This window comes from Streptomyces sp. IMTB 2501 (genome assembly GCF_001953885.1).
Taxonomy (GTDB): domain Bacteria; phylum Actinomycetota; class Actinomycetes; order Streptomycetales; family Streptomycetaceae; genus Streptomyces.
This window is the reverse complement of record NZ_MQUS01000001.1, coordinates 686,996-710,101: the sequence shown is the minus strand read 5'-3', so window position 1 is coordinate 710,101 and position 23,106 is coordinate 686,996. Positions and strand designations below refer to the sequence as shown.

The window sequence follows — 23,106 nt, the reverse complement described above, 5'->3', positions numbered from 1 at the left end:
GGTGAGCTGGTCGCGGTGACGGTCACAGCGCCGCGGACAGGGGCGTGGGCAGGGGGTGTCCGGCCAGTTGGAGCACCTTGGCGGCCAGCCGGTCCGCGGCCGTGCGGTGGTGCGTGCCGACGCCCGCCGTCGCGGCGGCCCTGGACATCGCGTGCAGCCGGACCGGGTCGTCGAGCAGGGAGCCGGCCACGGCTTCGAGAGACCCGGCGGTGGTGTCCTCGTCGCGCAGCAGGACCCCCGCCCCGATCCCGGTGAGGGCGCGGGCGTTGTGCGTCTGGTGGTCGCCCGGGGCATGCGGATACGGCACCAGTACGGCGGGCAGCCCGATGGTGGCCAGCTCGGCGACGGTCGCCGAGCCCGCGCGGCACACCACCAGGTCGGCGGCCGCATAGGTGAGGTCGATGCGGTCCAGGTAGGCCACCGCGTCGGCGACACGGTCGGCGCCGGTGGCGGTGAGCCGGGCACGGGCCGCGTCCAGACCCGTCGGACCGGTCTTGATCAGGACGCGTACGTCGGTGCGGTCCCGCCAGCGTTCGGCGATGCCCAGGGCCGCCTCGGTGAGCCGGGCCGCACCCAGGCTGCCGCCGTTGACGAGCAGCAGCCGGGTGTGCGGCGGGATGCCCAGCGCCCGGCGGGCATGCGCGCGCTCGGCGTCGCGGTCGAGGGCGGCGAGCGGCCCGGACAGCGGCATGCCGACGAGCTCGGGCCGGCAGGACGCGGGCAGCTGGGCGCCGCCCGCCTCGAAGGCGAGCGCGACATGCGGGGTGAGCCGGGCCGCGAAGGCGTTCGCCCGGCCGGGCACGGCGTTGGACTCGTGGATGAGGCTGGGCAGCCCGGCGAGGCGGGCGCCGAGGATGACGGGGGCGCTCGGGTAGCCGCCCATGCCGACGGCGATATGCGCGCGCTGGTCGCGCAGGATCGTCCGGCACTGGCCGGCGGACTTCAGCAGGGCGGCGGGCAGGGTGAAACGCCGGGCGCCGAGGGAGCGGTCGTAGGGGATCATGTCGACCGTGTGCAGGCGGTAGCCGGCGCCTGGGATGAGCCGGGTCTCCAGGCCGCGCTCGGTGCCGACGAACGAGATCACCGCGTCGGGCACCCGGCGGCGGAGCGCGTCGGCGAGCGCCAGCCCGGGATAGATATGGCCGCCGGTGCCCCCGGCACCGATCACGACGGAGAGGGAAATGTCCATGCCCGGCACGGTCCCGGTCCGTTCTAAGAGGTCTTTAAGAGCGTCGTTTGGCAGGCTGGGGCCCATGAATGACGCAGGTCAGGACCTAGCCCCCGCCGGTGCCGCACGCGTGCTGGTCGTGGACGACGATCCCGAGGTACGCGCCGCCCTTGAGGACGGGCTGGCCCTGGAGGGCTTCACCGTCCGGGGCGCGGCGGACGGACACGCGGCCCTGGCGGCCGTGGCGGACTGGGAGCCGGACGCGCTGGTGCTGGACGTGATGATGCCGGTGGTGGACGGGCTCGCGGTGTGCCGGCAGTTGCGGGCCCTGGGCGACCGCACGCCGGTCCTGGTGCTGACCGCGCTCGACGCGGTCAGCGACCGGGTGGACGGACTGGACGCGGGAGCGGACGACTACCTGGTCAAGCCGTTCGCGCTGGACGAGCTGGCGGCCCGGCTGCGCGCCCTGCTGCGCCGCGCCGGCTCCGGCGAACCGGCCGCGTCCGCGCAGCTGCGCTTCGCCGATCTGGTCGTGGATCCGCAGACCCGCACGGCGCAGCGGGGCGGGCGGCGGCTGGAGTTCACCCGCACCGAGTGGAGCCTGCTGGATCTGCTGCTGCGCCACCCCGGGCAGGTACTGGAACGGGAGACCATCATGCGCTGGGTGTGGGGCCGCGACCTCGGCCCTGACTCCAACTCCCTGGCCGTGTACATCGGGTATCTGCGCCGGAAGCTGGAGGCCGGCGGCGGCTCGCGGCTCGTCCACACGGTGCACGGCGTCGGCTACCGGCTGGACGAGCGGTGACCCGGCGTCGGTCGTCGACCGGACGAGCAGTGCCTTGGCATCGGCCAGGAGTTGGACGAGCAGCGGCCCGGCGTCGGCTGTCGGTGGGACGAGCGGTGCCCCGGCCGCGCCGGCACCGGCGTCCTCCGTTGCGCCGCCGGCTCGCGCTGACCGCGTCGGCCGCGGTGGCGGGCGTGGCGCTTGCGGTGTGCGCGGGCGCGTACGCCGTCACCGTGTACACCCTGCAGCGGCAGTTCGACCTGCAGCTGACGCAGGCGGCCACCCTCGCCGTCCAGCAGCACCAGCAGCACGGTCCGGGTGTGCAGGCCGGCGAGTGCCGGTATCTGGCCGCACCCGCCTGCGCCCAACTGGTGCCCGAATCCGGCGCGGACGACCCGCGCCAGCCCTATCTGCTGCCCATCACAGACGCGGTCCGCGAGGTCGCCGGCCGCCGGCGGGCGCCGTACTACAGCACGGCCTCGGTGGCCGGCCATCCGGTGCGGGTGCTGACCACGCCGGCCCATCAGGGGCTGGCCATGCAGGTGGCGCTCCGCTCGGACGGGGTACAGCGGGCCGAGCGGCAGGCAGCCGGGCTGCTGGCCGTGATCGGCGGGGCGGGCGTACCGGTCGCGGCGCTGCTGGGCTACTGGGTGTCTCGCTCGGGCCTGGCTCCCGTGACCCGGCTGACGTCGACCGCGGAACGCATCACCGCGACGCGGGACGCCGGGCTCCGTATCGAGCTGCCCGCGGAGCCCCGGGGCAGCGAGGACGAGATCACCCGACTCGCCGTCACCTTCAACACCATGCTCGACGCCCTGGAGGAGTCACTCGCCGCGCAACGGCGGCTGGTCGCCGACGCCTCGCACGAGCTGCGCACCCCGCTGACAGCTTTGCGCGCCAACGCCGAGATCCTGCTGCGCGCGGACCAGCTGACGCCACGCCAGCGGGAGCGGGCGACCGGCGCGCTCGGCCGGCAACTGCGGGAGGTGACCACGCTGGTCAACGACCTGATCGACCTGGCGCGCGACGAAGAGCCGCAGCAGGCCCTGGAGTCGGTGCAGCCGGCCGCCCTGCTGGAGCATTCGGTGGCGGCCGCCCGCGATCACTGGCCGCACGTCCCGTTCGTCCTCGACACCGATCCCTCGGCCGCGACCGCCCTGGCGGCGGCGGTCCCGAGCCGGTTGACGCGGCTGTTCTCCAATCTGCTGGACAACGCCGCGAAGTTCTCCCCGCCAGGCGGCCGCGTCGAGGTGGCGGCGCGCCGGTCACCGGACGGTGCGAATGTGGAGATCACCGTCCGCGACCACGGCCCCGGCATCGACGTGGCAGACCTGCCCCACGTCTTCGACCGTTTCTACCGGGCCCGAGCCGCTCGTGCCCTTCCCGGCTCGGGCCTCGGTCTGGCCATGGCCCGGCAGATCGCCCACACCCACCACGCCGAGCTCACCGCCCACCAGGCACCGGGCGGCGGCGCCCTGTTCCGGCTGAGCCTGCCCGTCGACACAGGCTCGGGTTCCTGAGATCTGTCCTTCCACAGCGGCGCCCGAGACGGCTCCGGTGTACCGGTGGGCGAACCCCGGCCGGGATAAGCGCCCCCGTGCACCCCGACTTTGTGTCCGAACCAAGGTCTTGACCGTGTACCGGATATGACGTTGTGTCAGGCGATCGGCTGTTTCTGTACCGCGCCTTCTTGACAGCGGGGGCCAATGGGTCCAGCTTTCGGGACAACGTTGTCTGAAGGACATCGAAGGGACCTGGTCACGATGGTGCCGTTCCGACTTCTGTCCGTGCTGGCCGCGGGCACCCTGGCTGTGGGCGCCGCCTCCGTTCCCGTCCACGCCGATCCCGTCTCGCTGGCGCCGGTCTCCGATCCGGCCTCTCTCGTCGATCCGTTCATCGGGACCTCGAACGCCGCCGACGACTTCCCCGGGGCCGACACCCCGTTCGGGATGGTCCAGTGGAGTCCCGACACCAGCCCCCACCGGCCGGACGGCGGTGGCTACGAGTACAAGGACTCGGCCATCACCGGTTTCGGCCTGACGCACATCGCGGGACCGGGCTGCAGAGCCGCCGGCGACATTCCGGTGCTGCCGACGGTCGGCGCCGTCGACCCGGCCGCGACGGACAGCTTCTCGCACGCCCACGAGTCGGCCACACCCGGCTCGTACACCGTCTCGCTGGACAACGGCGTCAGGACGGAGCTGACCGCCACGACCCGCAGCGGCATGGCGCGCTTCACCTTCCCGTCCACCAGCCAGGCGAACCTCCTGTTCAAGCTGACGGCCAGCGCGAACGGGGACACCGCCGCCGAGTTCCACGTGGTGAACGACAGAGAGCTCAGAGGCAAGGTCACCAGCGGCAACTTCTGTGGCGAGGGCAACTCCTACACCGTCTACTACGACATGGTGTTCGATCAGCCGTTCCGCCACAGCGGTACCGCGGTGGCCGCCACCACGCCCTCCACACCCAGGACCCACGCCTCCCCCGACGCCCCCGAGGCACCGAACAAGCCGGTGCTGCACGGTGATGTGCCCGGTACCCCGCGCTCCTTCGCTCCCCGGGCGAGCGGCACCGACGGCTACGTCACCTTCGACACCGCCACCCATCGGGCCGTCCAGGCCAAGGTCGGCATCTCCTACGTCTCGGCCGCCGACGCCGTGGGCAACCGGCAGGCGGAGAACCCCGGTTGGAACCTGGCCAAGGTGCGTGGCGCGGCGCACGACGCCTGGAAGTCCCTCCTCGGCCGGGTGCGGATCGCCGGCGGGACGCCCGACCGGCAGACCGTCTTCTACACGGCGCTGTATCACGCGCTGCTGCATCCGAACGTGATCAGTGACACCAACGGCCGCTATCCGGGCTTCGACGGCAAGACCCACACCGTCGACAAGGGCCATGGCGCCGCCTACGCCAACTACTCGGGCTGGGACATCTACCGCTCGCAGGCCCAGCTCGAAGGCCTCGTCGCACCGAAGGTCGCCTCCGACACCGCGCAGTCGATGGTCGACGACTACCGCCAGACGGGACTGTTCCCGAAGTGGTCGGAGAACAACGGCGAGACCTATGTCATGGTGGGCGATCCGGCGGACGAGATCATCGCCGACTACCACGCCTTCGGGGCCCGGAACTTCGACACCGCGACCGCCCTCAAGGGCATGATCGCGGAGGCCACCGTCCCCAACAACAACCGGCCGGGGCTCGCCTACCTGGAGCAGCTGGGCCGGCTGCCCAGCAACGGCAAGTACGGCTGCTGCAACTTCTACGGCCCGGCCTCCACCACGCTCGAGTACAACTCGGCGGACTTCGCGATCTCCGCCTTCGCCGGCGCCCTCGGCCACACCGCCGATCAGCACCGGTTCGCGGACCGGGCGCAGGACTGGCAGAACCTCTTCAACCACGGCAGCGGATTCATCCAGCCGCGCGACACCTCCGGCACGTGGACAGGCGGGTTCTCCCCCACCTCGGGCAGGAACTTCGTCGAGGGCGACTCCTGGCAGTACACGCCGATGGTGCCGTTCAACCTGCACGGCCTGGCCACCGCCATGGGCGGCGACGCGGCCATGGCCAAGTACCTGGACACGGACCTGTCCTCGCTGACCGGCGCCGGCGGCTACACCAATCTGGGCAATGAGCCCAGTCTCAACATCCCCTGGGAGTACGACTACATCGGCCGCCCGTACGAGACACAGAAGGTCGTCCGGCAGGTCCAGGACCAGATCTGGACCGACAGTCCCTCCGGGCTGGCCGGCAACGACGACCTGGGCGAGATGAGCTCGTGGTACGTGTGGTCCGCCCTCGGCATGTATCCCGAGACCCCCGGCACCGCCGACCTGGCGCTGGGCAGCCCGCTCTTCCCTCAGACGGTGATCACGCTGCCGTCCGGCCACACCCTCACGATCAACGGCACAGGTGCCGCGGACAACACTCCGTACGTCCAGTCGGCCACCTGGAACGGCGCCGCATGGAACGCGGCCCGCGCTCCCGAGGGCGCCCTGACCGGCGGTGGCACCCTGACCTACGTCCTCGGCACCACGCCGAACACGTCCTGGGCGTCGGCACCCTCCGCCGCCCCGCCCTCCTACCCGGGCGCGCCCGCCTACAGCGACGTCGGCACGTCCGGCGACACCGCCGCGGCCTCGGCCGACTTCGACGGCGCGGGCTTCAGCTACTCCACACACGCCCTGGCTGCCGCGGGTGTCACCCCCGGGGCCGAGGTCACCGTGGGCGGGGTGGCGTTCACCTGGCCGGACGTGGCGCCCGGAGCACGGGACAACTACGAGGCGAACGGGCAGACGGTACCGGCCTCCGGCTCCGGCAGCATCTCCTTCCTGGGTGCCGCCAACAACGGCCCGGTCTCCGGCACCGCGACCGTCACCTACACGGACGGTACGACCCAGTCGGTCCCGCTGGGTCTGTCCGACTGGACGCTGAGCGCGGGTGCCGCCTCACCGCGCGCCGACAACACCGTCGCGCTGACCATGCCGTACCGCAATCACGCGGGCACCGCGACCGACAGCACCACCACGTATGTGTTCGCCACGACGCCCGTGGCGCTGAGTCCGGGCAAGACGGTCAGCAGCGTGCGTCTGCCGTCCGACGTCGCGTCCGGAGGCCTGCATGTCTTCGCGATCGGCTTCGCCGGCGCGGCCTCGGCGCCGGGGCGGCGCTGACCGGCGGAACATGCCGCTGAGTGGAGCAATGACCGGGGTACGGCGGCGCGGCGCACCAGGCTGGTCGGGTGAAGGACGAACGGACCGGCCGGGAGCCGGAGGACGCCGCCGCGCCTCGGCTGCCGGCGCCGCCGCTGTGGCTGCGCTGGCTTCCGGTCCTCTACGTCGCGGCCGTCCTGGCCCTGGAGCCCGCCACGCCCGTGGACTGGCCGGTGAGCTTCGCGCTGATCTCCGTGCCCGTGCTCGCCGCGTTCGCGCACGGGCCGGTGGGCGTCGCCGCCGCCACGGTGTTCTCCGTCGCCCTCGAAGGGGTGCTGGCGGGTACGCCGTGCTGCGCGGGCCGCTCCGTCGGCTATCTCTGGGACCGTCACTACGTGGCGTCCTACATCTGTACGGCTCTGGTGGGCGGCCTCGGCACGATCCTGGCCGCCCACCGGATCCGGCGGGAACGCACGCTCGCCGACGTCCGGTTCGTGGCCGAGACCGCGCAGCGCGTCCTGCTGCGTCCCGTACCGCACCACATCGGCAACCTCCGTCTGGAGAGCCTCTATCTGTCCGCGAGCGCGGAGGCACGCATCGGGGGTGATCTGTACGAGGCGGTCCCCACCCGGTTCGGGGTCCGTCTGCTCATCGGCGACGTCCGCGGCAAGGGGCTGCTGGCGGTGGAGACCGCCGCCACGCTGCTCGGTGCGTTCCGCGAGGCGGCTTACGACGAACCCGATCTGCCCGCGCTGGCCGGCCGGGCGGACACGAGCATGAACCGCAGGGCGACGCAACTCGGCGGAACCGAGACGGGCGAACGGTTCGTCACCGCGGTGTTCGCCGAGATCCCCGCCGACGGCCGTCACGTCCGCATCGTCAACTGCGGCCATCCGCCGCCGATCTCCCTGCGCGCCGGCGAGGTGCGCGAACTGGACAGCGGGCGGCCGGCGCCGCCCCTGAACCTCGGGATGCTGGTCAAGGACCCGTATCGCGTCGACGAGTACCCGTTCCGGCCCGGCGATCAGCTGCTGCTGTACACGGATGGCGTCACGGAGACGCGGGACGCGACGGGCGCCTTCTATCCGCTGCTGCAGCGGCTGCGCGCCTGGGGTCCCCTGCCGCCGAAGGAGCTGCTCGAACGGCTCCACGACGATCTGCTGGCCTACAGCCGCAACAGAATGCAGGACGACACCGCGGCGCTCGCGGTCTGTCTGGTTCCCGAGGGGCCGTCGGCGACGTCGCCGGCCGAGTGAGCCCGGCCCCTGCCGGTAGGGGGTCAGAAGGCCGTGTGGGCGAACCAGTTGTCGAGGACCGCGCGCTGTCCCGAGATCTCGAAGGCCGGGTCCTCGTACGACCGCCGGCCGTAGAGAAGGAGCAGGAGGTCCGCCGCCCGGCCGTCGACCGCCGCTGTGACCGGCGCGGACGCCTCGGCCTCGCGGTCCGCTCCCGTCAGGGGGCGGAAGCCGTCCGGGCCCAGCCGCATCCGCCACTCCTCGGCAGATCCGCCGTCGGGTCCCGCGCACCGGAACGCGAGGGTCTCGCCGTCGCCGCGCAGTTTGGTCACGCCGGGGGCGAAGAGACCCGCGTAGGGCAGGTTGACGAGGAACTCGTCCACGCCGTCCGCCGCGAGCGCGGGGTCGATGTCGGAGGTCAGGCCGACGGCGTGCTCCGCGTCCACCCGGTGCACCAGCGTCTCGAACAGCATCCGGCGCGCCCAGAACCGTGCGTGCCGGTCCTCGCCCCAGACCCACATCGGCGCGTCGGGATCGGTGTCCCGCAGGACGGCCGCCACACCGGGCACGCCCGCCGCCACCCAGTCGGGATAGTCGCGTGCGTTCTCCGGCAGCTCCAGCTCGACGTCCCGGCTGCGGGGCGGCTCCTGCACCAGCCCCGTCAGCAGGGTGGAGAACCAGCGCTGCAGCGCTCCCACGTGCCGGGTGAGGTCGGCCAGGGTCCAGCCGGGGCAGGACGGCACGGCGCTCGCCGGGTCGGCGCCCCGGACCGCCTCGGCGAAGCGCAGGGTCTCGCGGGCGATGGCCTCGCGGTAGGTGTCGTACGGCAGGGGATGCCCCGCCTCGTGTGTCGCTGCCATCGGCCGCCGCCATCCTGTTCTGGTTCTCGGCACGGATTCCGTCGTCGACAGTCTGGCCGCTGGAGTCCACTCGAAGGCAAATCGCGGCTCAGGGGATCTCCTGTTCGGCCCAGATGATCTTCCCTTCGGCGGTGTACCGGGCCCCCCAGCGCTGGGCGAGCTGGGCGACCAGGAAGAGCCCGCGGCCGCCCTCGTCCGTGCTCCTGGCGTGCCTGAGCCGGGGGGCCGTACTGCTGGCGTCGGAGACCTCGCAGGTGAGGCGGGAGTCGCGGAGCAGGCGAAGCCGGATGGGCGGGGTCGCGTAGCGGAGGGCGTTGGTGACGAGTTCGCTCACGATGAGTTCCGTCGTCATGGCTGCCTCCGCACCGAAGCCCCACTCCTCGACCTGGTGGGTGGCCCGGGCGCGCAGGGTGGCGACGGCGGCCGGGTCGGGGGGTACGTCCCAGGAGGCGATCCGGTCGGCGCCGAGCACATGGGTGCGGGTCAAGAGCAGAGCGATGTCGTCGGACTGTGGCACGGGCACGAGCGTGCGCACGGCGGAGGTGCACAGCGCGTCCAGGGCCTCGTCGGTGCGGGTGAGGGCCTGTGCGAGCAGGGACATGCCGCGCTCCACGTCGTGGTCGCAGCCCTCGATGAGGCCGTTGGTGTAGAGGCCGAAGAGGCTGTTCTCGGGAAGTTCGATCTCGGTGGCCTCGAAGGCCATTCCGCCGAGCCCGAGCGGAGGTCCGGCGGGGATCTCCGGGAAGTACGCCGGTCCGTCCGGTGCCACGACGACGGGCGGCGGGTGTCCGGCCCGAGCCATCGCGCACCGCTGGGTGACCGGGTCGTAGACGGCGTAGAGGCAGGTCGCGCCGATGAAGGTGCTCCGGGCGGCTGTGCCCGCTGCGGCCTCCTCGTCGCTGAGCCGGAACACGAGGTCGTCGAGGTGGGCGAGCAGCTCGTCGGGGGGCATCTCCATGGCGGCGAGAGTCTGGACGGCCGTGCGCAGCCGGCCCATGCCGGCCGCCGCGGTGATGCCGTGGCCCACGACGTCACCGACGACGAGGCCCACGCGGGCACCGGACAGCGGGATCACGTCGAACCAGTCGCCGCCGACGCCGCCGCAGGGATCCGCCGGCCGATAGGAGGAGGCCACCTCCAGCGCGGTGCCGCCCGTCAGGGCGGGTGGCAGCAGGCTGCGCTGGAGGGTGACCGCCGCCGTGTGTTCCCTGGTGTAGCGGCGGGCGTTGTCCACGCACACCGCCGCGCGTGCCACGAGTTCCCGGGCCAGCATGACGTCGTCGGTCCCGAAGGAGACGGGGTTGAGCGACCGGGCGAACATGGTGAGGCCGAGTACGGTGTTCCGCGCCCGCATCGGCGCGAAGATGACCGAGTGCAGGCCGAACTCGCGGATGCGTGCCACGCGCAGGGGTTCCTTGGCGGTCCACAGTTCGTCGGCCGGGTCGAGGACCGGGATGAGCAGCGGCTCACCGTCGATGAGCAGGCGGGTGTCGTGGGGCGGCGGGAGGAAGTCGACCTGGTCGCCGACCTGTGCGACGGCCTCGGGGGTGCCCTCGCGCACCGAGCGCAGTGCGGCACGGCGCATCGCCAGCCCGACGGGCGCGGGTCCGGCGTCGCTCAGCCACGCTCCGTGACCCTCGGTGCTGAGCACGGGTTCCAGCAGATCGACGAACACGAAGTCCGCGAAGCGGGGGACGGCGAAGTCGGCGAGTTCCTGGGCGGTCCGCATCACGTCGAGGGTCCGGCCGATGCTGGTGCCGGCTTCGTTGACCATGGTCAGCATCTGGCGGGCGTTCCAGCGCTCGGTGACGTCCTGGACCATGTAGCAGACGCCGGTGACGGCGTCCTCGGCGTCCACCAGCGGGAAGAACGAGGTCGCGTAGGCGTGCTGGCGGTGCGGGTCGGCCCAGCTCCAGCCCACGTACTCGTAGTCGGTCACCGGCGCGCCGGTGGCGAGCACCTCGCGCATCAGGCCTTCCAGGCCCGCCGCCTGCAGCCCGGGCAGCAGCTCGCCCAGCCGCTTCCCGAGCCGCTCGTCACGGGGGACCCCGCTGATGTGTTCCAGGGTGTCGTTCACCCAGACGTACCGCAGCTCGGTGTCCAGGACGGCCAGGCCGACCGGCGAGCGGGTCAGGAACCCGTCCAGGACCGACTGGCCCATGGTCCACCGCGACGGCCGTGCGCGAGCCGACGCCAGGAAGCACTCGGCGGTGCCCATCCGGAACGACGCCGATATCCGTAGCTGGACGTCGAGGCGGCGGCCGTCCCGGTGCCGTACGGCGATCTGGCCGCTCCAGCCGTTTCCGGCGCGGCACCGCGCCACGACACCGGCGAGCCGTGCCGGATCCTCGGGCATGGCGAGCAGGCGCGCGGCGGAGGCACCGACGACGTCCGGTGCCGCGTAGCCGAGGAGCACTTCGGCGCTGCGGGTCCAGCCGGCCACGACGCCGTGTTCCGATATCACCGCGGCCGCGTCGGTGGACGCGTCGAAGAGACCACCCGGTCCCCTGGGCGGGCCCGCGGCGAAGCCCTCTCGCGCTGATTCCATGAGTTACACCCATATACCACTATGAGCCTGTTTGTAAGGTGATGTGCAGGGATACTGCGGAATGTTGACGGGTCTGCCCGACGCGGCGCCGTGCGGTTGGGCCGGGCCGTGGCCGGAGCGACCATGGAAGGACCGGCCGTCAGCGCCCGCGCGGGCCCGCCCGGCCGGCGGAGGTGAACCCGGCATGGCAGTGGACTCCTTCGAAGCCGGTCACGACGAGCAGCAAGCCGAGCTGCCCCGGCCGACCGGGCTGCTGGATGTGCTGAGCGTGGCCGCGGTGGCGCTGGACACCCGTGGTCGCATCGTCTTCTGGACCCCGCAGGCCGAAGACCTCTTCGGATACTCCGCGGAGGAGGCGCTCGGCAAGCACGCGGCACGGCTGCTCATCCAGCCGGAACATCTGCAGGCCGTGGTGAGTCTGTTCACCGAGGTCCTGGAGACCGGCCGGGGCTGGGCCGGAGCGTTTCCGGTCCGGCACAAGGACGGCGGCAGCCGGCTGACCGAGTTCCGGACCATGCGGCTGCTCGACGATCTCGGGGACGTCTACGCCCTGGGTATCGCGGCGGACCACACGCTGCTCCAGCGCGTCGAGACCGATCTGGCGCTGTGCGAGCAGTTGATCAACCAGTCCCCGATCGGTCTGGCCCTCCTCGACCCCGAGCTGCGGTATCTCCTGGTCAACCCGGCGCTGGAGCGGATCGACGGCATTCCCGCCGAGGAGCACATCGGCCGCCACCTGCGGGAGACGCTGCCCCTGCCGGACTTCGACACCGTCGAGTCGGCCCTGCGCCAGGTACTCACCACCGGTACACCGCTGCTGGACCAGTACCACGTCGGCCGTCCCCCGTCCGATCCCGGCCAGGAGCACGCCTGGTCGCTGTCCTTCTACCGCCTGGAGGATCCCGGTGGGCGGGTCCTGGGCGCGGCCGCCTCGGTCGTCGACGTCACCGAGCGGCACCGCGCGGCGGCCGAGGCCGACCGGGCGCGACGGCGCCTGGCGCTGATCGCGGATGCCTCCGCGCGGGTCGGCACCACGCTGGACGTGGAGCAGACGGCCCATGAGCTGGCCGAGATCGCCGCACCGGCGCTGGCCGACGTGGTCGCCGTGGACGTCCTCGACTCCGCGCTGTCCTGCCGTCGGGTACGCAGACCGGACAACGGGCCTGAGCTGTTCCGGGCCCTCGCTCTGAAGGCGGCCCACCCCACGGTCGCGCTGCGCGCCGCCGACGCTCCCGGCGACATCGCGGCCTACGCGGGTGACCGCCTGGTCACCCTGTGCGTACACACCGGGCGACCGGTCCTGGTGTCCCACGTGGGGCCGCGCGATCTGCCGCGCATCGCCCGGGACACGGCGGCCGGCACCCTGCTGGCGGAGGCCGGTGTCCACTCGTATCTCGCGGTGCCGCTGATCGCGCACGGCGAGGTGCTCGGCGCCCTGGACCTCAAGCGGACCCTCAATCCAGCGCCCTTCGACGAGGACGACGTGATCCTCGCCGCCGAACTCGCCGGCCGGGCCGCCGTGGCCATCGACAACGCCCGCTGGTTCCAGAGCGTCCGCAACACCGCGCTCACCCTGCAGCGCAGTCTGCTGCCCGACCACTCGGCGCACCACACGGGCCTGGAACTCGCCTCCCGCTACCAGCCCGCGCAGGCCACCAGCGAGGTCGGCGGCGACTGGTACGACGTCATCCCGCTGGCCGACGACAAGACCGCCCTGGTGGTCGGCGACGTCATGGGCAACGGCATCGACGCGGCGGCCACCATGGGCCGACTGCGCACGGCCACCTGCGCCTACGCCGATGTCGACCTCGCGCCCGGCGCGGTGCTCCAGCACCTGGACAAGATCACCTGCGATCTGGAGCACTACATCGTCACCTGCCTGTACGCGGTGTACGACCCCCGCACCGGTCAGTGCAGCATCGCCAACGCCGGCCACATGCCGCCCGCGCTCGCGCGCCCCGGCCTGCCGCCGAGACTCCTGGACCTGCCGGCCGGGGCGCCGCTCGGCGTGGGCGGCGTCGGCTTCGAGACCACCACGGTCACGCTGTGCCCCGGTGATCTGCTGGTCCTCTACACCGACGGCCTCGTGGAGACCCGTCAGCACGCCATCGACGACCGGCTGAACGCCTTGCTGGACCTCCTCGGCGAACCGCACCGGCCGCTGGAGGAGACCTGCGACGTCCTGCTGTACGGACTGCGCAACCCGGACGACCACGACGACGTGGCCCTGCTCATCGCCCGCGCCCTGTAGACCGCCCGGTGGCACGAGGCCCTTCCCTGAACCGTGTCACGTGGTGGACACTCCGCCCACCGGGCCGACGTCGTCACCCTGGTCGCCGCAGTCTCCCCCACCCCCTACCGTCGAGGGCTCCCCAGATGCCGATCGCACCTGCCGCCCTGCGCCTGGCCGTCGCAGTCGCGGGCTTCCTGCTCGTCACCACCACGTCCACCGCGGCCTCCCCCGCGCCCAAGGGGTCAACTCACCACCCTTCGAGTGAAGTTGTGGCCGCAGCCCCGGCCGCCTGGTCCCCGCCGCTGTCCACGCAAGGGCGCTACATCGTCGACAGTCAGGGCAACCGCTTCCGCCTGAAGGGCGCCAACTGGGACGGCGCACAAGGCTCGTGGACGGGCAGCGGCAGCATCGGCGATCCCGCCAACCACCATGCCGGCCAGGACTCGCACGGCATCCCCCTCGGTCTGGACCGCGTACCGCTGGACCAACTCCTCAACGATTTCCACCAGTTGGGCCTCAATACCATCCGGCTGCCGTTCTCGAACGCGATGATCCACAACACGACCCCGGTGCCCGACAGCGCCGTGACCGCCAATCCCCGACTGCGCGGCAGGACACCGCTGCAGATCTACGACGCCGTGGTCGACGCGCTCAGCGCCGGCGGGTTCGCCGTGATCCTGAACAACCACACCAACACCTCGCGCTGGTGCTGCGGCATCGACGGCAACGAGCGCTGGAACAGCTCGCAGTCGGCCCAGGCCTGGGCCGACGACTGGGTCTTCATGGCCCGCCGCTACGCCTCCGTCCCCCGGGTGGTGGGCGCGGACCTGTACAACGAGGTACGGCGCGACGTCCTGGACGACCCCAACTGGGGCCTGGGCGACGACCACGACTGGTACGCCGCGGCCCGGCTCGCCGCCGACCGCATCCTCACGGAGGCCAACCCACGGCTCCTGATCGTCGTCGAGGGCATCAACTGGACCGGGATACCCGCGGACGGACTCCCCCACGGGCGCCCTGTGCTGACCCCAGCCGGCACGCTGTCCCACACCCTCGTCGACGCCCACAAGCTGGTCTACTCTGCGCACTTCTACGGCTACACCGGCCCCCACCACAGCGGCGCGACCGGCGTCGGCGAGACCCATGACCCCCGCTACCAGGACCTGAGCCGCGACGACCTGTACACAGCGCTCCACGACGAGGCGTTCTTCGTGGAGGAGCCGGACCGGCACTACACCGCACCGGTCTGGGTCAGCGAGTTCGGCATCGGCGCGGGCGAGACCAGTCCGGCCGCGCGCACCTGGTTCGGCAGCATCACCGACTACTTCGCCGGCCACGACACCGACTTCGCCTTCTGGCCGCTGGTCGGCTTCGCGGGCCACGACGACTGGGCGCTGCTCCAGTACGACGAGACCGGGCATCGCTCCGGCATCCTCGACGCGGGCGACTGGCATGCCGCAGCCTGGCAGCACCTCATGACGGCGCCGAGCGAGACCGGGCCGGTGGCGGCGGTTCCGGTCTGGCGGATGCTCGCCATCGACCATGGCGACGCGGTGGAGTCGGTGCGGGTGCGGGCCACCGGGGACTGGGATCCGGGGGCCTACAAGGCCACCTGCCCCGACGGGCTGCGGCTCATCGGCCTCGGCCACACCAGTGGGCGAGGGCTGTGCACCGACAGCACCGGCGGCGGCCCGGGCGATCCGCGTGCGGCCGCCGGCGGGCAGACGGTGGTCACGGACGAGCGCTATGTCCCGGCCAGCGGCGACTGGGCGTCGGGCTACGCCAAACTGCAGTGCCCCGAGGGAAGTTTCCTCGTCGGGTACAGCGCCCGCGGCGAGCGGGTCTCGGCGGCCCTGTGCGTGCCCGCCCGGAACCCGCTGGCGGGAGCGGGCCGCACGGTGTGGTTCGACCGGTCCGACAACCGTCCCACCGGAGCCGCCGGCGGCGACTTCGTGTACGGCGACTACAAGGGCCAGTGCGGTGACGACGAATACGCCGCCGGAATCGCCTACACCACCCGGGTGGGCAGCCGCCCCGGGCCCGACGCCCTACTGTGCCGCCGGCTCCCCTGAAGCGGCCCCGGACGACCGGTCGTCGGCGCCGCGCACCAGCAGCAGGAGGGCGTCGACCAGGTCGTCCACGGGGCTGCCCGTGGCCAGCCGGCGCAGTTGCAGGCCCATCACGAGGGCGACGGTCGTGGCGGCCAGGCGCTCCGCGTCCGGAACGCCCAGCGCGGTGAGGATGCGAGCGGCGAGCAGGTCGTAGGCCCGGAAGGCCTCGGCCGCCGCCTCCCGCAGCCGTGCGTCCCGCCCGGCGTGGAGATACAGCTCGAAGGGTGCGAGATGGGCGCTGTCCAGCGCCGTGCCACAGGCGACCTGGCCGGCCAGGGACGCCGCGTCCTCGACGGCGAGGCCCTCCGTCTGGCACTGCTCGGCCAGTTCGGTGAAGTGCCGCGCCTCCTCGCGCACGAAATACAGCAGGCTCTCCCGCAGCAGATCGTGCTGGGTCTCGAAGTGGTAGGTGACCGAACCGAGGGACACGCCCGCCTCCTTGGCGATCCGCCGGTTCGTGACCGCCGCGACTCCGTCCTCACCGATGATCCGCAGTACGGCGGTGATGATGCGCTGGCGCATCGGGGCGGGGTGAGGGGCGTGCGGCATGGCGTGCATTCTTCCATCACCGGTTTCCGGCACCGCCTTCCAGCGCCGCCTTCCCATCCCGCCTTGCAGCACCGGTGGACAGGGCCGTCCGCGCTCCCTAGTGTTCGTTCGAACGAACAGGACCGGACTGGAGGGTAGCCGTGCACATTGCCGGGTCGACCGTTCTGCTCACCGGTGTCACCGGCGGCATCGGCGGCGCGCTGGCCGCCGAGCTGTCCGCTCGTGGCGCCCGCCTCGTGCTCACCGGCCGGCGGACCGAGGCACTCGAACCCCTCGCCGAGCGTTACGGCGCCCGGACGATCGCGGCCGATCTGGCCGACGCCGACGACGTGCAGCGGCTGGCCGCAGAGGCCGCCGGTACGGACATCCTGATCGCCAACGCGGCCCTGCCCTCCAGCGGTGACGTCCTCGACTACACGCCGGAGCAGATCGACCGGGCCCTAGCGGTGAATCTGCGCGCTCCTGCCATGCTCGCCCGGCTGCTGGCTCCCGCGATGGTGGCCGCCGGACGCGGCCACCTCTGCTTCGTCGGGTCGCTGTCCGGCATGGCGGCCACCAAGTCGTCGTCCCTGTACACCGCGACGAAGTTCGGGCTGCGCGGCTTCTCGCTGGCCTTCCGCCAGGATCTGCACGGCACGGGTGTCGGCGTCTCGATCGTCCAGCCGGGTTTCGTACGCGAGCTGGGCATGTTCGCGAAGACGGGCTCGTCGACGCCCGGCGGTGTCCGCACCGTCTCGCCCGAGCAGGTCTGCAAGGGCGTGATGCGAGCCATCGAACGCGATGCCGCCGAGATCAACGTGGCACCGCCCGAGCTGCGCTTCCTCACCAAGGTCGCGTCGCAGTTCCCGGGCTTCGCGGAGCGGGTGCAGCGGCTGGCGGGGGCGGAGCCGACCGTGCACGCGATCGTGGATGCGCAGCGCTCCAGCCGCTGAGACTCCTCTGGCACCCTCTTCGCCCTCCGTGACTCAGCGCTGGCTCGCGGGGGCGCCCGGCAGTGGCGGCCGGCTGCCCTTGCAGGAGTAGACGATCTCCACCGACCCGCCCGGCAGGGCGCGCTCGCGCTGGAAGGTGAGCCCGGCGGACGGGTCGAGCGCGGGCGTCAGCCGCGTCCCGCCGCCGAACAGCAGCGGCACGATGACCAGCTCCAGCGTGTCGAGGGCGCCGAGGGCGTGAAAGGCCTGGATGGTGCGCGCACCGCCGACGAGATGCACGTCGCCGCCGCGGTTGGCCGCGCGGACCTTCTCCAGCAGCCGCGCCGGATCGCTGTCGGTGACGACGTGGTCCGGGGTGCCGGCCGGGCGATGGGAGCCGAGCACGAACACATCGAGGTTCGGCCAGGGCCAGCGGTTGTTGGTCAGCGCGGGCTCGAAGGTGGTACGGCCCATCAGCGCCGCCTCGCACCCTTCGAGGAACTCCCGGATGCCATGGCTCTCGCCGGACACGAAAGCGGGGTCGGCCGTCAGCACCGGCCATCCGGACGGTGTGGTCACACAGCCGTCGGCGCTCATGCTCACGCGGGCACGGATCTTCATGGCGTCTCCTTGGGTCTGTTCTTCTTCGCTCTGTTCTCCCGAGGCGGATCCCGCCTCCACCCAAGCGTCGAACGAGCCACGCGCGCTTCGACACACCGCCGAGAATCGCACCGATCGCCATCGGTGATCGCTTGTCAGCCCCTCCCTGGCTGTGGCAGGCTCACCGTGGCCGAAAGCACGTCCGATCACTCCCGATGAAGGACTGAAGTCCATGGTTCCGGCGTCCCCCAGCGGCCGCCGTCGGTACTGAGCCGTCTGCTCCGAAGCAGCGTTCTCCGGTACCTCTCGCGCCTTCTCACGGCGGTCCGACGACGCGGTGTCCCGTACACCGTCCGCCTCCTCGCAGAGGCCGTTCCCGTATGCCTGGCCACGCCCCGGCCCCCATGGCCCGTGGCCGCCTTCACCGTGAGGACTCGTAGTGCGCACCGATGTCCAGAGCTTTGCCGTCGCCCACCTACTGCGCCGGCCGGAGACGCATGAAGCCGGCGGTTTCGTCGTGGGGTTCGACCCCACGACGACCAGCCCCTACATCAACTACGCCACCCCCGTCCCGGGCGCCGAGCCCACCGACCGGGACGTCGCCGGCCTGATCGCCGTGTTCCGCGAACGCGGACTCAAGCCCCGGCTGGAGTTCGCCCCGGACGCCGCGCCCGCCGTGGAACCCGCGCTGCGCCGGGCGGGTTTCGGCACGGAGGCGATGCACGAGTACCTGGTCTGCACCCCCGCCACCCTGACCCTGCCCGGCGCCGTCCCTGACTCGACGGCCCCGGTCGAGGTGACGGCCCCGGTCGGCGAGGCGGATTACACCGCGCTCGACATCGCCCTGGCCGAGGCCTTCGGCGGCGAATGGGAGCCGTCCCCGGAGGGCGCGGCACGGTTGCGGCGGACCGAGGAGAGCGGCGGGGCCGTACGGTTCGTCCGTGCTCGGGGCGGCGGCTGTGCCGGCGGCGCCCTCTGCTCGGCGCCCGCCGAGGGCACGGCCGAGCTGGCGGGTGTGGGCACCCTGCCCGCGTACCGGGGGCGCGGCATCGCTGCCGCGGTCACCTCGACGCTGGCCGGGACCATGTTCGGCCGCGGAGCGGAGTCCGTGTGGCTGGAGTACTCGGGCGAGGGCTCCCGCCGCGTGTACGAGAGGGTCGGTTTCCGGCCTGGCGGCACGCGCCTGTACGTCTCACTCGAAGGGTGACCTCCGCGCCGGGAGTCACCGTTCCCCGGGCACGGGGTGGTCCTTGGCGAAGCGGCGGATCTGCTCGGTGAGGGCGGCCGGATTGTCCAGCTGGACCAGGGTGCGGGCGTCGGGGATCTCCACATAGCGGGAGTTCGGCAGCAGTTCGGCCAGGCGGCGGCCCGTCTCGGGCGGCATCATGCGGTCCTCGGCGCCCCAGGCGACCAGTGCCGGGCGGGTGAACCCCGGGAGGTTCCGGGCCGCTTGCAGATAGCAGTCCTTACGGGTCGTACGGAGGAACTGGGCGAAGTCACGGCGGATGTGACGGTTCCTCAGCAGAGGGGCGTACCAGCGCGCGATGAGTTCCTTCGGCAGCCGCTTCTTGGCCATTCCGCCGAGCGAGGTCTGCATCCGGGCGAGGACGGGGAGGCGGAAGGACTGCAGAAGGAGGAAGATTCCGCCGGGGACTTTGCAGGCCACGGACAGGATCCGGCCCTGGATGCCGGGCGGGTAGTTGTCCAGGGCCTCGCAGGAGGTCAGAACGAGCCGGGCGATGCGGTCGTCCCGGACGCCGACGAGGAGTTGGGCCGTACCGGCGTCGTTCTGGACGAGGGTGACATCGCGCAGGTCCAGGCGGTCCATGAACTCGGCCAGCAGGCGGGCGATGCCGTGCGCGGAGAGGTCCGCGTCCGGTCGCATCGGGCGCCGGTGGCTGCCGAGGGGCAGCACAGGGACCACGACGCGGAAGTCGGGGCGCAGGGCGGAGACGACATCGGCCCAGACCGACTCGTCGAAGCCGAGGCCGTGGGCGAGGACCACGACGGGCTCGTCACCCCCGGTGTCCTGGTAGTCGATGGTTCCCGCGCTCAGCTCGATCTCCGGCATGCCCGTGCCTCCGCCCCCGGTCGCCCGTCAGGTCGTCACTTGATAGAGCGTTCTAGTGACAGAATAGGCGCCGACCGCCCTTTGGCAACAGCGGCTTACCGGAGGTGCCACCCGTGAGCGACGGCAAGGCCATCAGCACCCATGAGACCCGCCGGCGCATCGTGGACGCCGGCACCGAGTTGTTCCGGCGTTCGGGCTACACCGGCACCGGGATGAAGCAGATCGCCGAGGCGGCCGGTGCTCCCTTCGGCTCGATCTACCACTTCTTTCCGGGCGGCAAGGCCCAGTTGGGCGAGGAGGTGATCCGTACCTCGGGCGCCGTCTATCTGGAGCTCATCACCACGCTGATGACGCCGTACGAGGACCGGGTGGCGGCCACCGCGGACGCCTTCGCCGCCGCGGCCGGCACCCTCGCCGAGCTGGACTTCGCCGACCCCTGCCCCATCGCCACGGTCGCGATGGAGGTGGCGAGCACCAACGAGACGCTGCGGCAGGCCACTTCGGAGGTGTTCGACAGCTGGATCGACCGTCTGGCCGCCTACTACGCCCAGGGCGGCATCCCCGAGCCCTCCGCCCGGGAGACGGCGGGCTCGGTCATCGCTCTGCTGGAGGGCGCCTTCATGCTCGGCCGGGCCGCGCGCAGCTCCGGGCCGGTGCGGACGGCGGGCACGGCGGCCGCGGCGATCGTACGGGCGGCGCTGACCGGGAAGTGAGGGACCGGGCCAGGTCGTCAGGTCTGCGGGTTCGCTCGGTTCGCCCGGTAGAGGTCGCGGAGCAGGGCGATCTCGGCTCCGTGGTGCAGCACTTCCTGGTTGACCCACCACACGATGTCGAGGAAGGGTTCCTCCGCGTCGCTGCCGTACGGGTAGGTGCAGTACCCCACGGTGTCCAGCGCCGTGTCGCCGGCGCTCAGCAGTGCCTGCCGCCAGGCGGCGGCCCCGGTCACGAAGGCCGCGATCGCACCTGCGGCGTCCCCGCTGACGGGGTGCTCCTCCCGGGTCGCCCCGCGGCTGCCCGCGGTGTGGTCGGCGCGGAGGGAGAGCATCTCGGTGAGGTGACTCAGGCGCCAGGCGAGAGTCGTGACGGGCGGTGGCCACGGGTGCGGGTACGGTGCGGCGTCCCGCCCCCAGGAGCCGCCGCCGGACAGGAAGGCCGCCCGCGGCCCCGGCCCGTCCGCGCGCCGTCGCACCGACCAGCAGCCCGGGACCGGCTCCCAGAGGTACTCGTCATCGGTCAGCGGCTCGACCTCGGTGTCCGCACCGTCGCCACTGTCCATGACGGGCCCGGCCAGCCGGCCGAGGAGCCGCTCGCACGCGAAGTCGAACTGGTCCAGCAGCGGGCGGAGTCGGGGCGGTGATGTCGTCATCCGGCTCTCCTGTTTGTCATCGGGGCTCCTGAGCGTCATCGGGCCCTTCCACCGGCGCCGGCCGCGTACCGGTCGGTGGCCGCCACCAGCGCCTCCGCCATGCCCGGCGCCCCGCTGCTGTGTCCGCTGTCGCCCACGATCACCAACTCACTGTCCGGCCAGGCCTGTTGGAGCCGCCAGACGATCCCGAGGAGGTTGCCGAAGTCGAGGCTTCCCTGGACGAGGGTGCCCGGGATGCCCTTGAGCAGGTGTGCGTCGCGCAGGACCACGCCGTCGTCGTCGCCCGCGCCCAGGAAGTGGCCGTTGCCCCAGTAGTGCGTGACGGTGCGGGCGAAGCCCATGCGGAAGACGGGGTCTTCGTAGCGGGCGACGGAGCGCGGCGGCGCCGGGATCGTGGCCGTCTCCCAGTCGGTCCAGGCCCGTGCGGCCCGTTCCCGTACCTCGGCGTCGGGTGATTCGAGCAGCCGGTTGCAGGCGGCGGCGAGGTTCCCGTCGTGTTCGCCGGCCGGCAACGCGGACCTGAACCGCTCGAAGGCGTCCGGGAAGATCCGGCCCAGTCCCCTGGTCAGCAACTCGACTTCGGCGTTCGACCCGGTGGCGACGCCCGTGAGCACCAGCTCGGAGACGACGCCAGGGTGGGTCTGCGCGTAGCGCAGCGCGAGCACCGATCCCCAGGACACGCCCCACACCAGCCACCGTTCGACGCCCAGGTGCCGGCGCAGCAGTTCCAGGTCGGCCATGAGGTGCGCCGTGGTGTTGACGCTCATGTCGGTGTCGTGGCGGCCGGCGTGCGGTGTGGACCGGCCGCAGCCGCGCTGGTCGAGCAGGACGATCCGATAGGCGGCCGGGTCGAACAGACGCCGGGGGTAAGGGGTGCACCCGGATCCCGGCCCGCCGTGCAGGACGACGGCGGGCTTGCCGTCCGGATTGCCGCAGGTCTCCCAGTAGACGTGGTTGCCGTCGCCCACGTCGAGCATGCCGTGCGCATACGGTTCGAGCTCCGGATAGGGGGCCATCCGGGCACCGTACCGACTCCGCCGGCCGACCGCCCGCGCGTTTTCGTGTCCTCTGTCGCGGAAGCGCCCTGGAATTGTCCGTGATCGGTAACAACCACATCCTCCTTTGAACCCCCACTCAACCCCCACCGTCCTGACAGGTGCACAGAACACGGGTGCACGGGGCCAAACAGACACGAAGCAGATCGGGGCGGGACATGACGCGGCACAACGGGCGGGGATGGTACGGCCGGATGGTCGCGGCGGGGGTCGGGGTCACTGCGGTGGCGGCCGCCACCTCGATATGGACCGCGCAGGCCGGCCAGTCCGGCGGCGGTTCGGCGGCACCGGGCACCTCGGCACAGCAGCCCGCCACGCCGAAGGAGCCGCCCGTCTCCGCCGACATCGCCCACGCCTCGGACGGGGGCGCGCACGCGGTCAATATCACCATCGACGACGGTCCGAATCCGGTCTGGACCCCGCAGGTGCTCCAAGTCCTGCGCGCCAACGGCGTGAAGGCGACGTTCTGCATGATCGGCCCGCAGGCCCAGGCGCACCCCGACCTGGTCCGGCAGGTGGTGGCGGCCGGGCACCGGCTGTGCGACCACACGGTGTCGCACGACACCACGATGGACAAGAAGCCCGAGGCCTACCAGTCGCAGCAGATCCTGGAGGCCGAGCAGCAGATCACCCAGGCGTCCGGTGGCGTGAAGCCGATGTACTACCGGGCTCCGGGCGGCGCCTTCACCCCGTACAGCCGGCAGCTGGCGGCCTCGCACGGGATGCGACCGCTCGGCTGGAACGTGGACTCCAAGGACTTCTCGCGGCCGGGCACCGCCGCCATCGTCGCCACCGTCAAGCGCGAGCTGGCCAACGGGCCGACGATCCTCTTCCACGACGCGGGCGGCGACCGCTCGCAGACCGTGGCCGCGCTGCGCACCCTGCTGCCGTGGCTGAAGCAGCAGGGCTACTCCTTCGGATTCCCGGTCCGCTGAACCGGCCCCTGAGGGGTGGGCGGGCCTGGTCAGG

General features: G+C 72.1%; 18 protein-coding genes. 10 read left to right on the top strand and 8 right to left on the bottom strand.

What is annotated here, in order from left to right:
- Positions 1-22: 22 nt before the first annotated feature.
- Positions 23-1,189 (bottom strand): glycosyltransferase, encoded by a 1,167-nt coding sequence (locus AV521_RS03335; protein WP_076082971.1) that lies wholly within the window; start codon positions 1,187-1,189, stop codon positions 23-25.
- A gap of 64 nt (positions 1,190-1,253) precedes the next feature.
- Here AV521_RS03335 and AV521_RS03330 point away from each other — a divergent pair, with 64 nt between their 5' ends.
- The 4 genes from AV521_RS03330 (at position 1,254) to AV521_RS03315 (ending at position 7,854) form a co-directional block, all read left to right on the top strand.
- Positions 1,254-1,973, top strand: coding sequence for a response regulator transcription factor (locus AV521_RS03330; protein ID WP_076082968.1), 720 nt, complete (start codon positions 1,254-1,256; stop codon positions 1,971-1,973).
- Positions 1,974-2,101: 128 nt separating this feature from the next.
- Entirely contained in the window at positions 2,102-3,472 is a 1,371-nt protein-coding gene (locus AV521_RS03325) for a HAMP domain-containing sensor histidine kinase (RefSeq protein ID WP_256725406.1), read from the top strand.
- A gap of 243 nt (positions 3,473-3,715) precedes the next feature.
- Positions 3,716-6,619: a lectin gene (locus AV521_RS03320; protein ID WP_079249091.1), complete on the top strand. Its 2,904-nt coding sequence runs from the start codon at positions 3,716-3,718 to the stop codon at positions 6,617-6,619.
- Between the two features lie 140 nt (positions 6,620-6,759).
- On the top strand, positions 6,760-7,854 hold the full coding sequence (locus AV521_RS03315) for a PP2C family protein-serine/threonine phosphatase (protein WP_076083535.1): 1,095 nt from the start codon (positions 6,760-6,762) through the stop codon (positions 7,852-7,854).
- A 23-nt stretch (positions 7,855-7,877) separates the two neighbouring features.
- Here the strand turns inward: AV521_RS03315 and AV521_RS03310 are convergent, their stop codons facing one another.
- Positions 7,878-8,693, bottom strand: a complete 816-nt coding sequence (locus AV521_RS03310) for a maleylpyruvate isomerase family mycothiol-dependent enzyme (protein ID WP_076082965.1) — start codon at positions 8,691-8,693, stop codon at positions 7,878-7,880.
- An 88-nt stretch (positions 8,694-8,781) separates the two neighbouring features.
- Positions 8,782-11,241, bottom strand: a complete 2,460-nt coding sequence (locus tag AV521_RS03305; protein WP_076082961.1) for a SpoIIE family protein phosphatase — start codon at positions 11,239-11,241, stop codon at positions 8,782-8,784.
- A 184-nt stretch (positions 11,242-11,425) separates the two neighbouring features.
- On the opposite strand from AV521_RS03305, the gene AV521_RS03300 reads away from it, so the two are divergent.
- Both AV521_RS03300 and AV521_RS03295 read left to right on the top strand, forming a co-directional pair.
- Entirely contained in the window at positions 11,426-13,492 is a 2,067-nt protein-coding gene (locus tag AV521_RS03300) for a SpoIIE family protein phosphatase (RefSeq protein ID WP_079249090.1), read from the top strand.
- A gap of 125 nt (positions 13,493-13,617) precedes the next feature.
- Positions 13,618-15,546, top strand: coding sequence for a glycoside hydrolase family 5 protein (locus AV521_RS03295; RefSeq protein ID WP_076082958.1), 1,929 nt, complete (start codon positions 13,618-13,620; stop codon positions 15,544-15,546).
- Here the strand turns inward: AV521_RS03295 and AV521_RS03290 are convergent.
- Complete coding sequence (locus AV521_RS03290) at positions 15,523-16,134, bottom strand: TetR/AcrR family transcriptional regulator (protein ID WP_076082955.1); 612 nt, start codon at positions 16,132-16,134, stop codon at positions 15,523-15,525. The genes AV521_RS03295 and AV521_RS03290 overlap by 24 nt on opposite strands.
- Positions 16,135-16,274: 140 nt before the next feature.
- Here AV521_RS03290 and AV521_RS03285 point away from each other — a divergent pair, with 140 nt between their 5' ends.
- Positions 16,275-17,066: an SDR family oxidoreductase gene (locus AV521_RS03285; protein ID WP_076082952.1), complete on the top strand. Its 792-nt coding sequence runs from the start codon at positions 16,275-16,277 to the stop codon at positions 17,064-17,066.
- A gap of 33 nt (positions 17,067-17,099) precedes the next feature.
- Here the strand turns inward: AV521_RS03285 and AV521_RS03280 are convergent, their stop codons facing one another.
- Positions 17,100-17,666 (bottom strand): dihydrofolate reductase family protein, encoded by a 567-nt coding sequence (locus tag AV521_RS03280; protein ID WP_076082949.1) that lies wholly within the window; start codon positions 17,664-17,666, stop codon positions 17,100-17,102.
- Between the two features lie 418 nt (positions 17,667-18,084).
- On the opposite strand from AV521_RS03280, the gene AV521_RS03275 reads away from it, so the two are divergent.
- Complete coding sequence (locus tag AV521_RS03275) at positions 18,085-18,852, top strand: GNAT family N-acetyltransferase (protein WP_076082946.1); 768 nt, start codon at positions 18,085-18,087, stop codon at positions 18,850-18,852.
- 15 nt (positions 18,853-18,867) lie between these two features.
- Here the strand turns inward: AV521_RS03275 and AV521_RS03270 are convergent, their stop codons facing one another.
- Positions 18,868-19,716 carry an alpha/beta fold hydrolase gene (locus AV521_RS03270; protein WP_076082943.1) on the bottom strand — a complete coding sequence of 283 codons (849 nt, stop codon included), beginning with the start codon at positions 19,714-19,716 and terminating at the stop codon, positions 18,868-18,870.
- A 113-nt stretch (positions 19,717-19,829) separates the two neighbouring features.
- On the opposite strand from AV521_RS03270, the gene AV521_RS03265 reads away from it, so the two are divergent.
- Positions 19,830-20,429, top strand: a complete 600-nt coding sequence (locus AV521_RS03265; protein ID WP_256725404.1) for a TetR/AcrR family transcriptional regulator — start codon at positions 19,830-19,832, stop codon at positions 20,427-20,429.
- 17 nt (positions 20,430-20,446) lie between these two features.
- Here the strand turns inward: AV521_RS03265 and AV521_RS03260 are convergent, their stop codons facing one another.
- Positions 20,447-21,082: a DinB family protein gene (locus AV521_RS03260; RefSeq protein WP_076082941.1), complete on the bottom strand. Its 636-nt coding sequence runs from the start codon at positions 21,080-21,082 to the stop codon at positions 20,447-20,449.
- Between the two features lie 35 nt (positions 21,083-21,117).
- The gene (gene pip, locus AV521_RS03255) at positions 21,118-22,098 is read right to left on the bottom strand and encodes a prolyl aminopeptidase (protein WP_076082938.1); all 981 of its coding nucleotides are present in this window, start codon (positions 22,096-22,098) and stop codon (positions 21,118-21,120) included.
- Between the two features lie 197 nt (positions 22,099-22,295).
- On the opposite strand from pip, the gene AV521_RS03250 reads away from it, so the two are divergent.
- Positions 22,296-23,072, top strand: a complete 777-nt coding sequence (locus AV521_RS03250; protein WP_076082935.1) for a polysaccharide deacetylase family protein — start codon at positions 22,296-22,298, stop codon at positions 23,070-23,072.
- Positions 23,073-23,106: the final 34 nt, after the last annotated feature.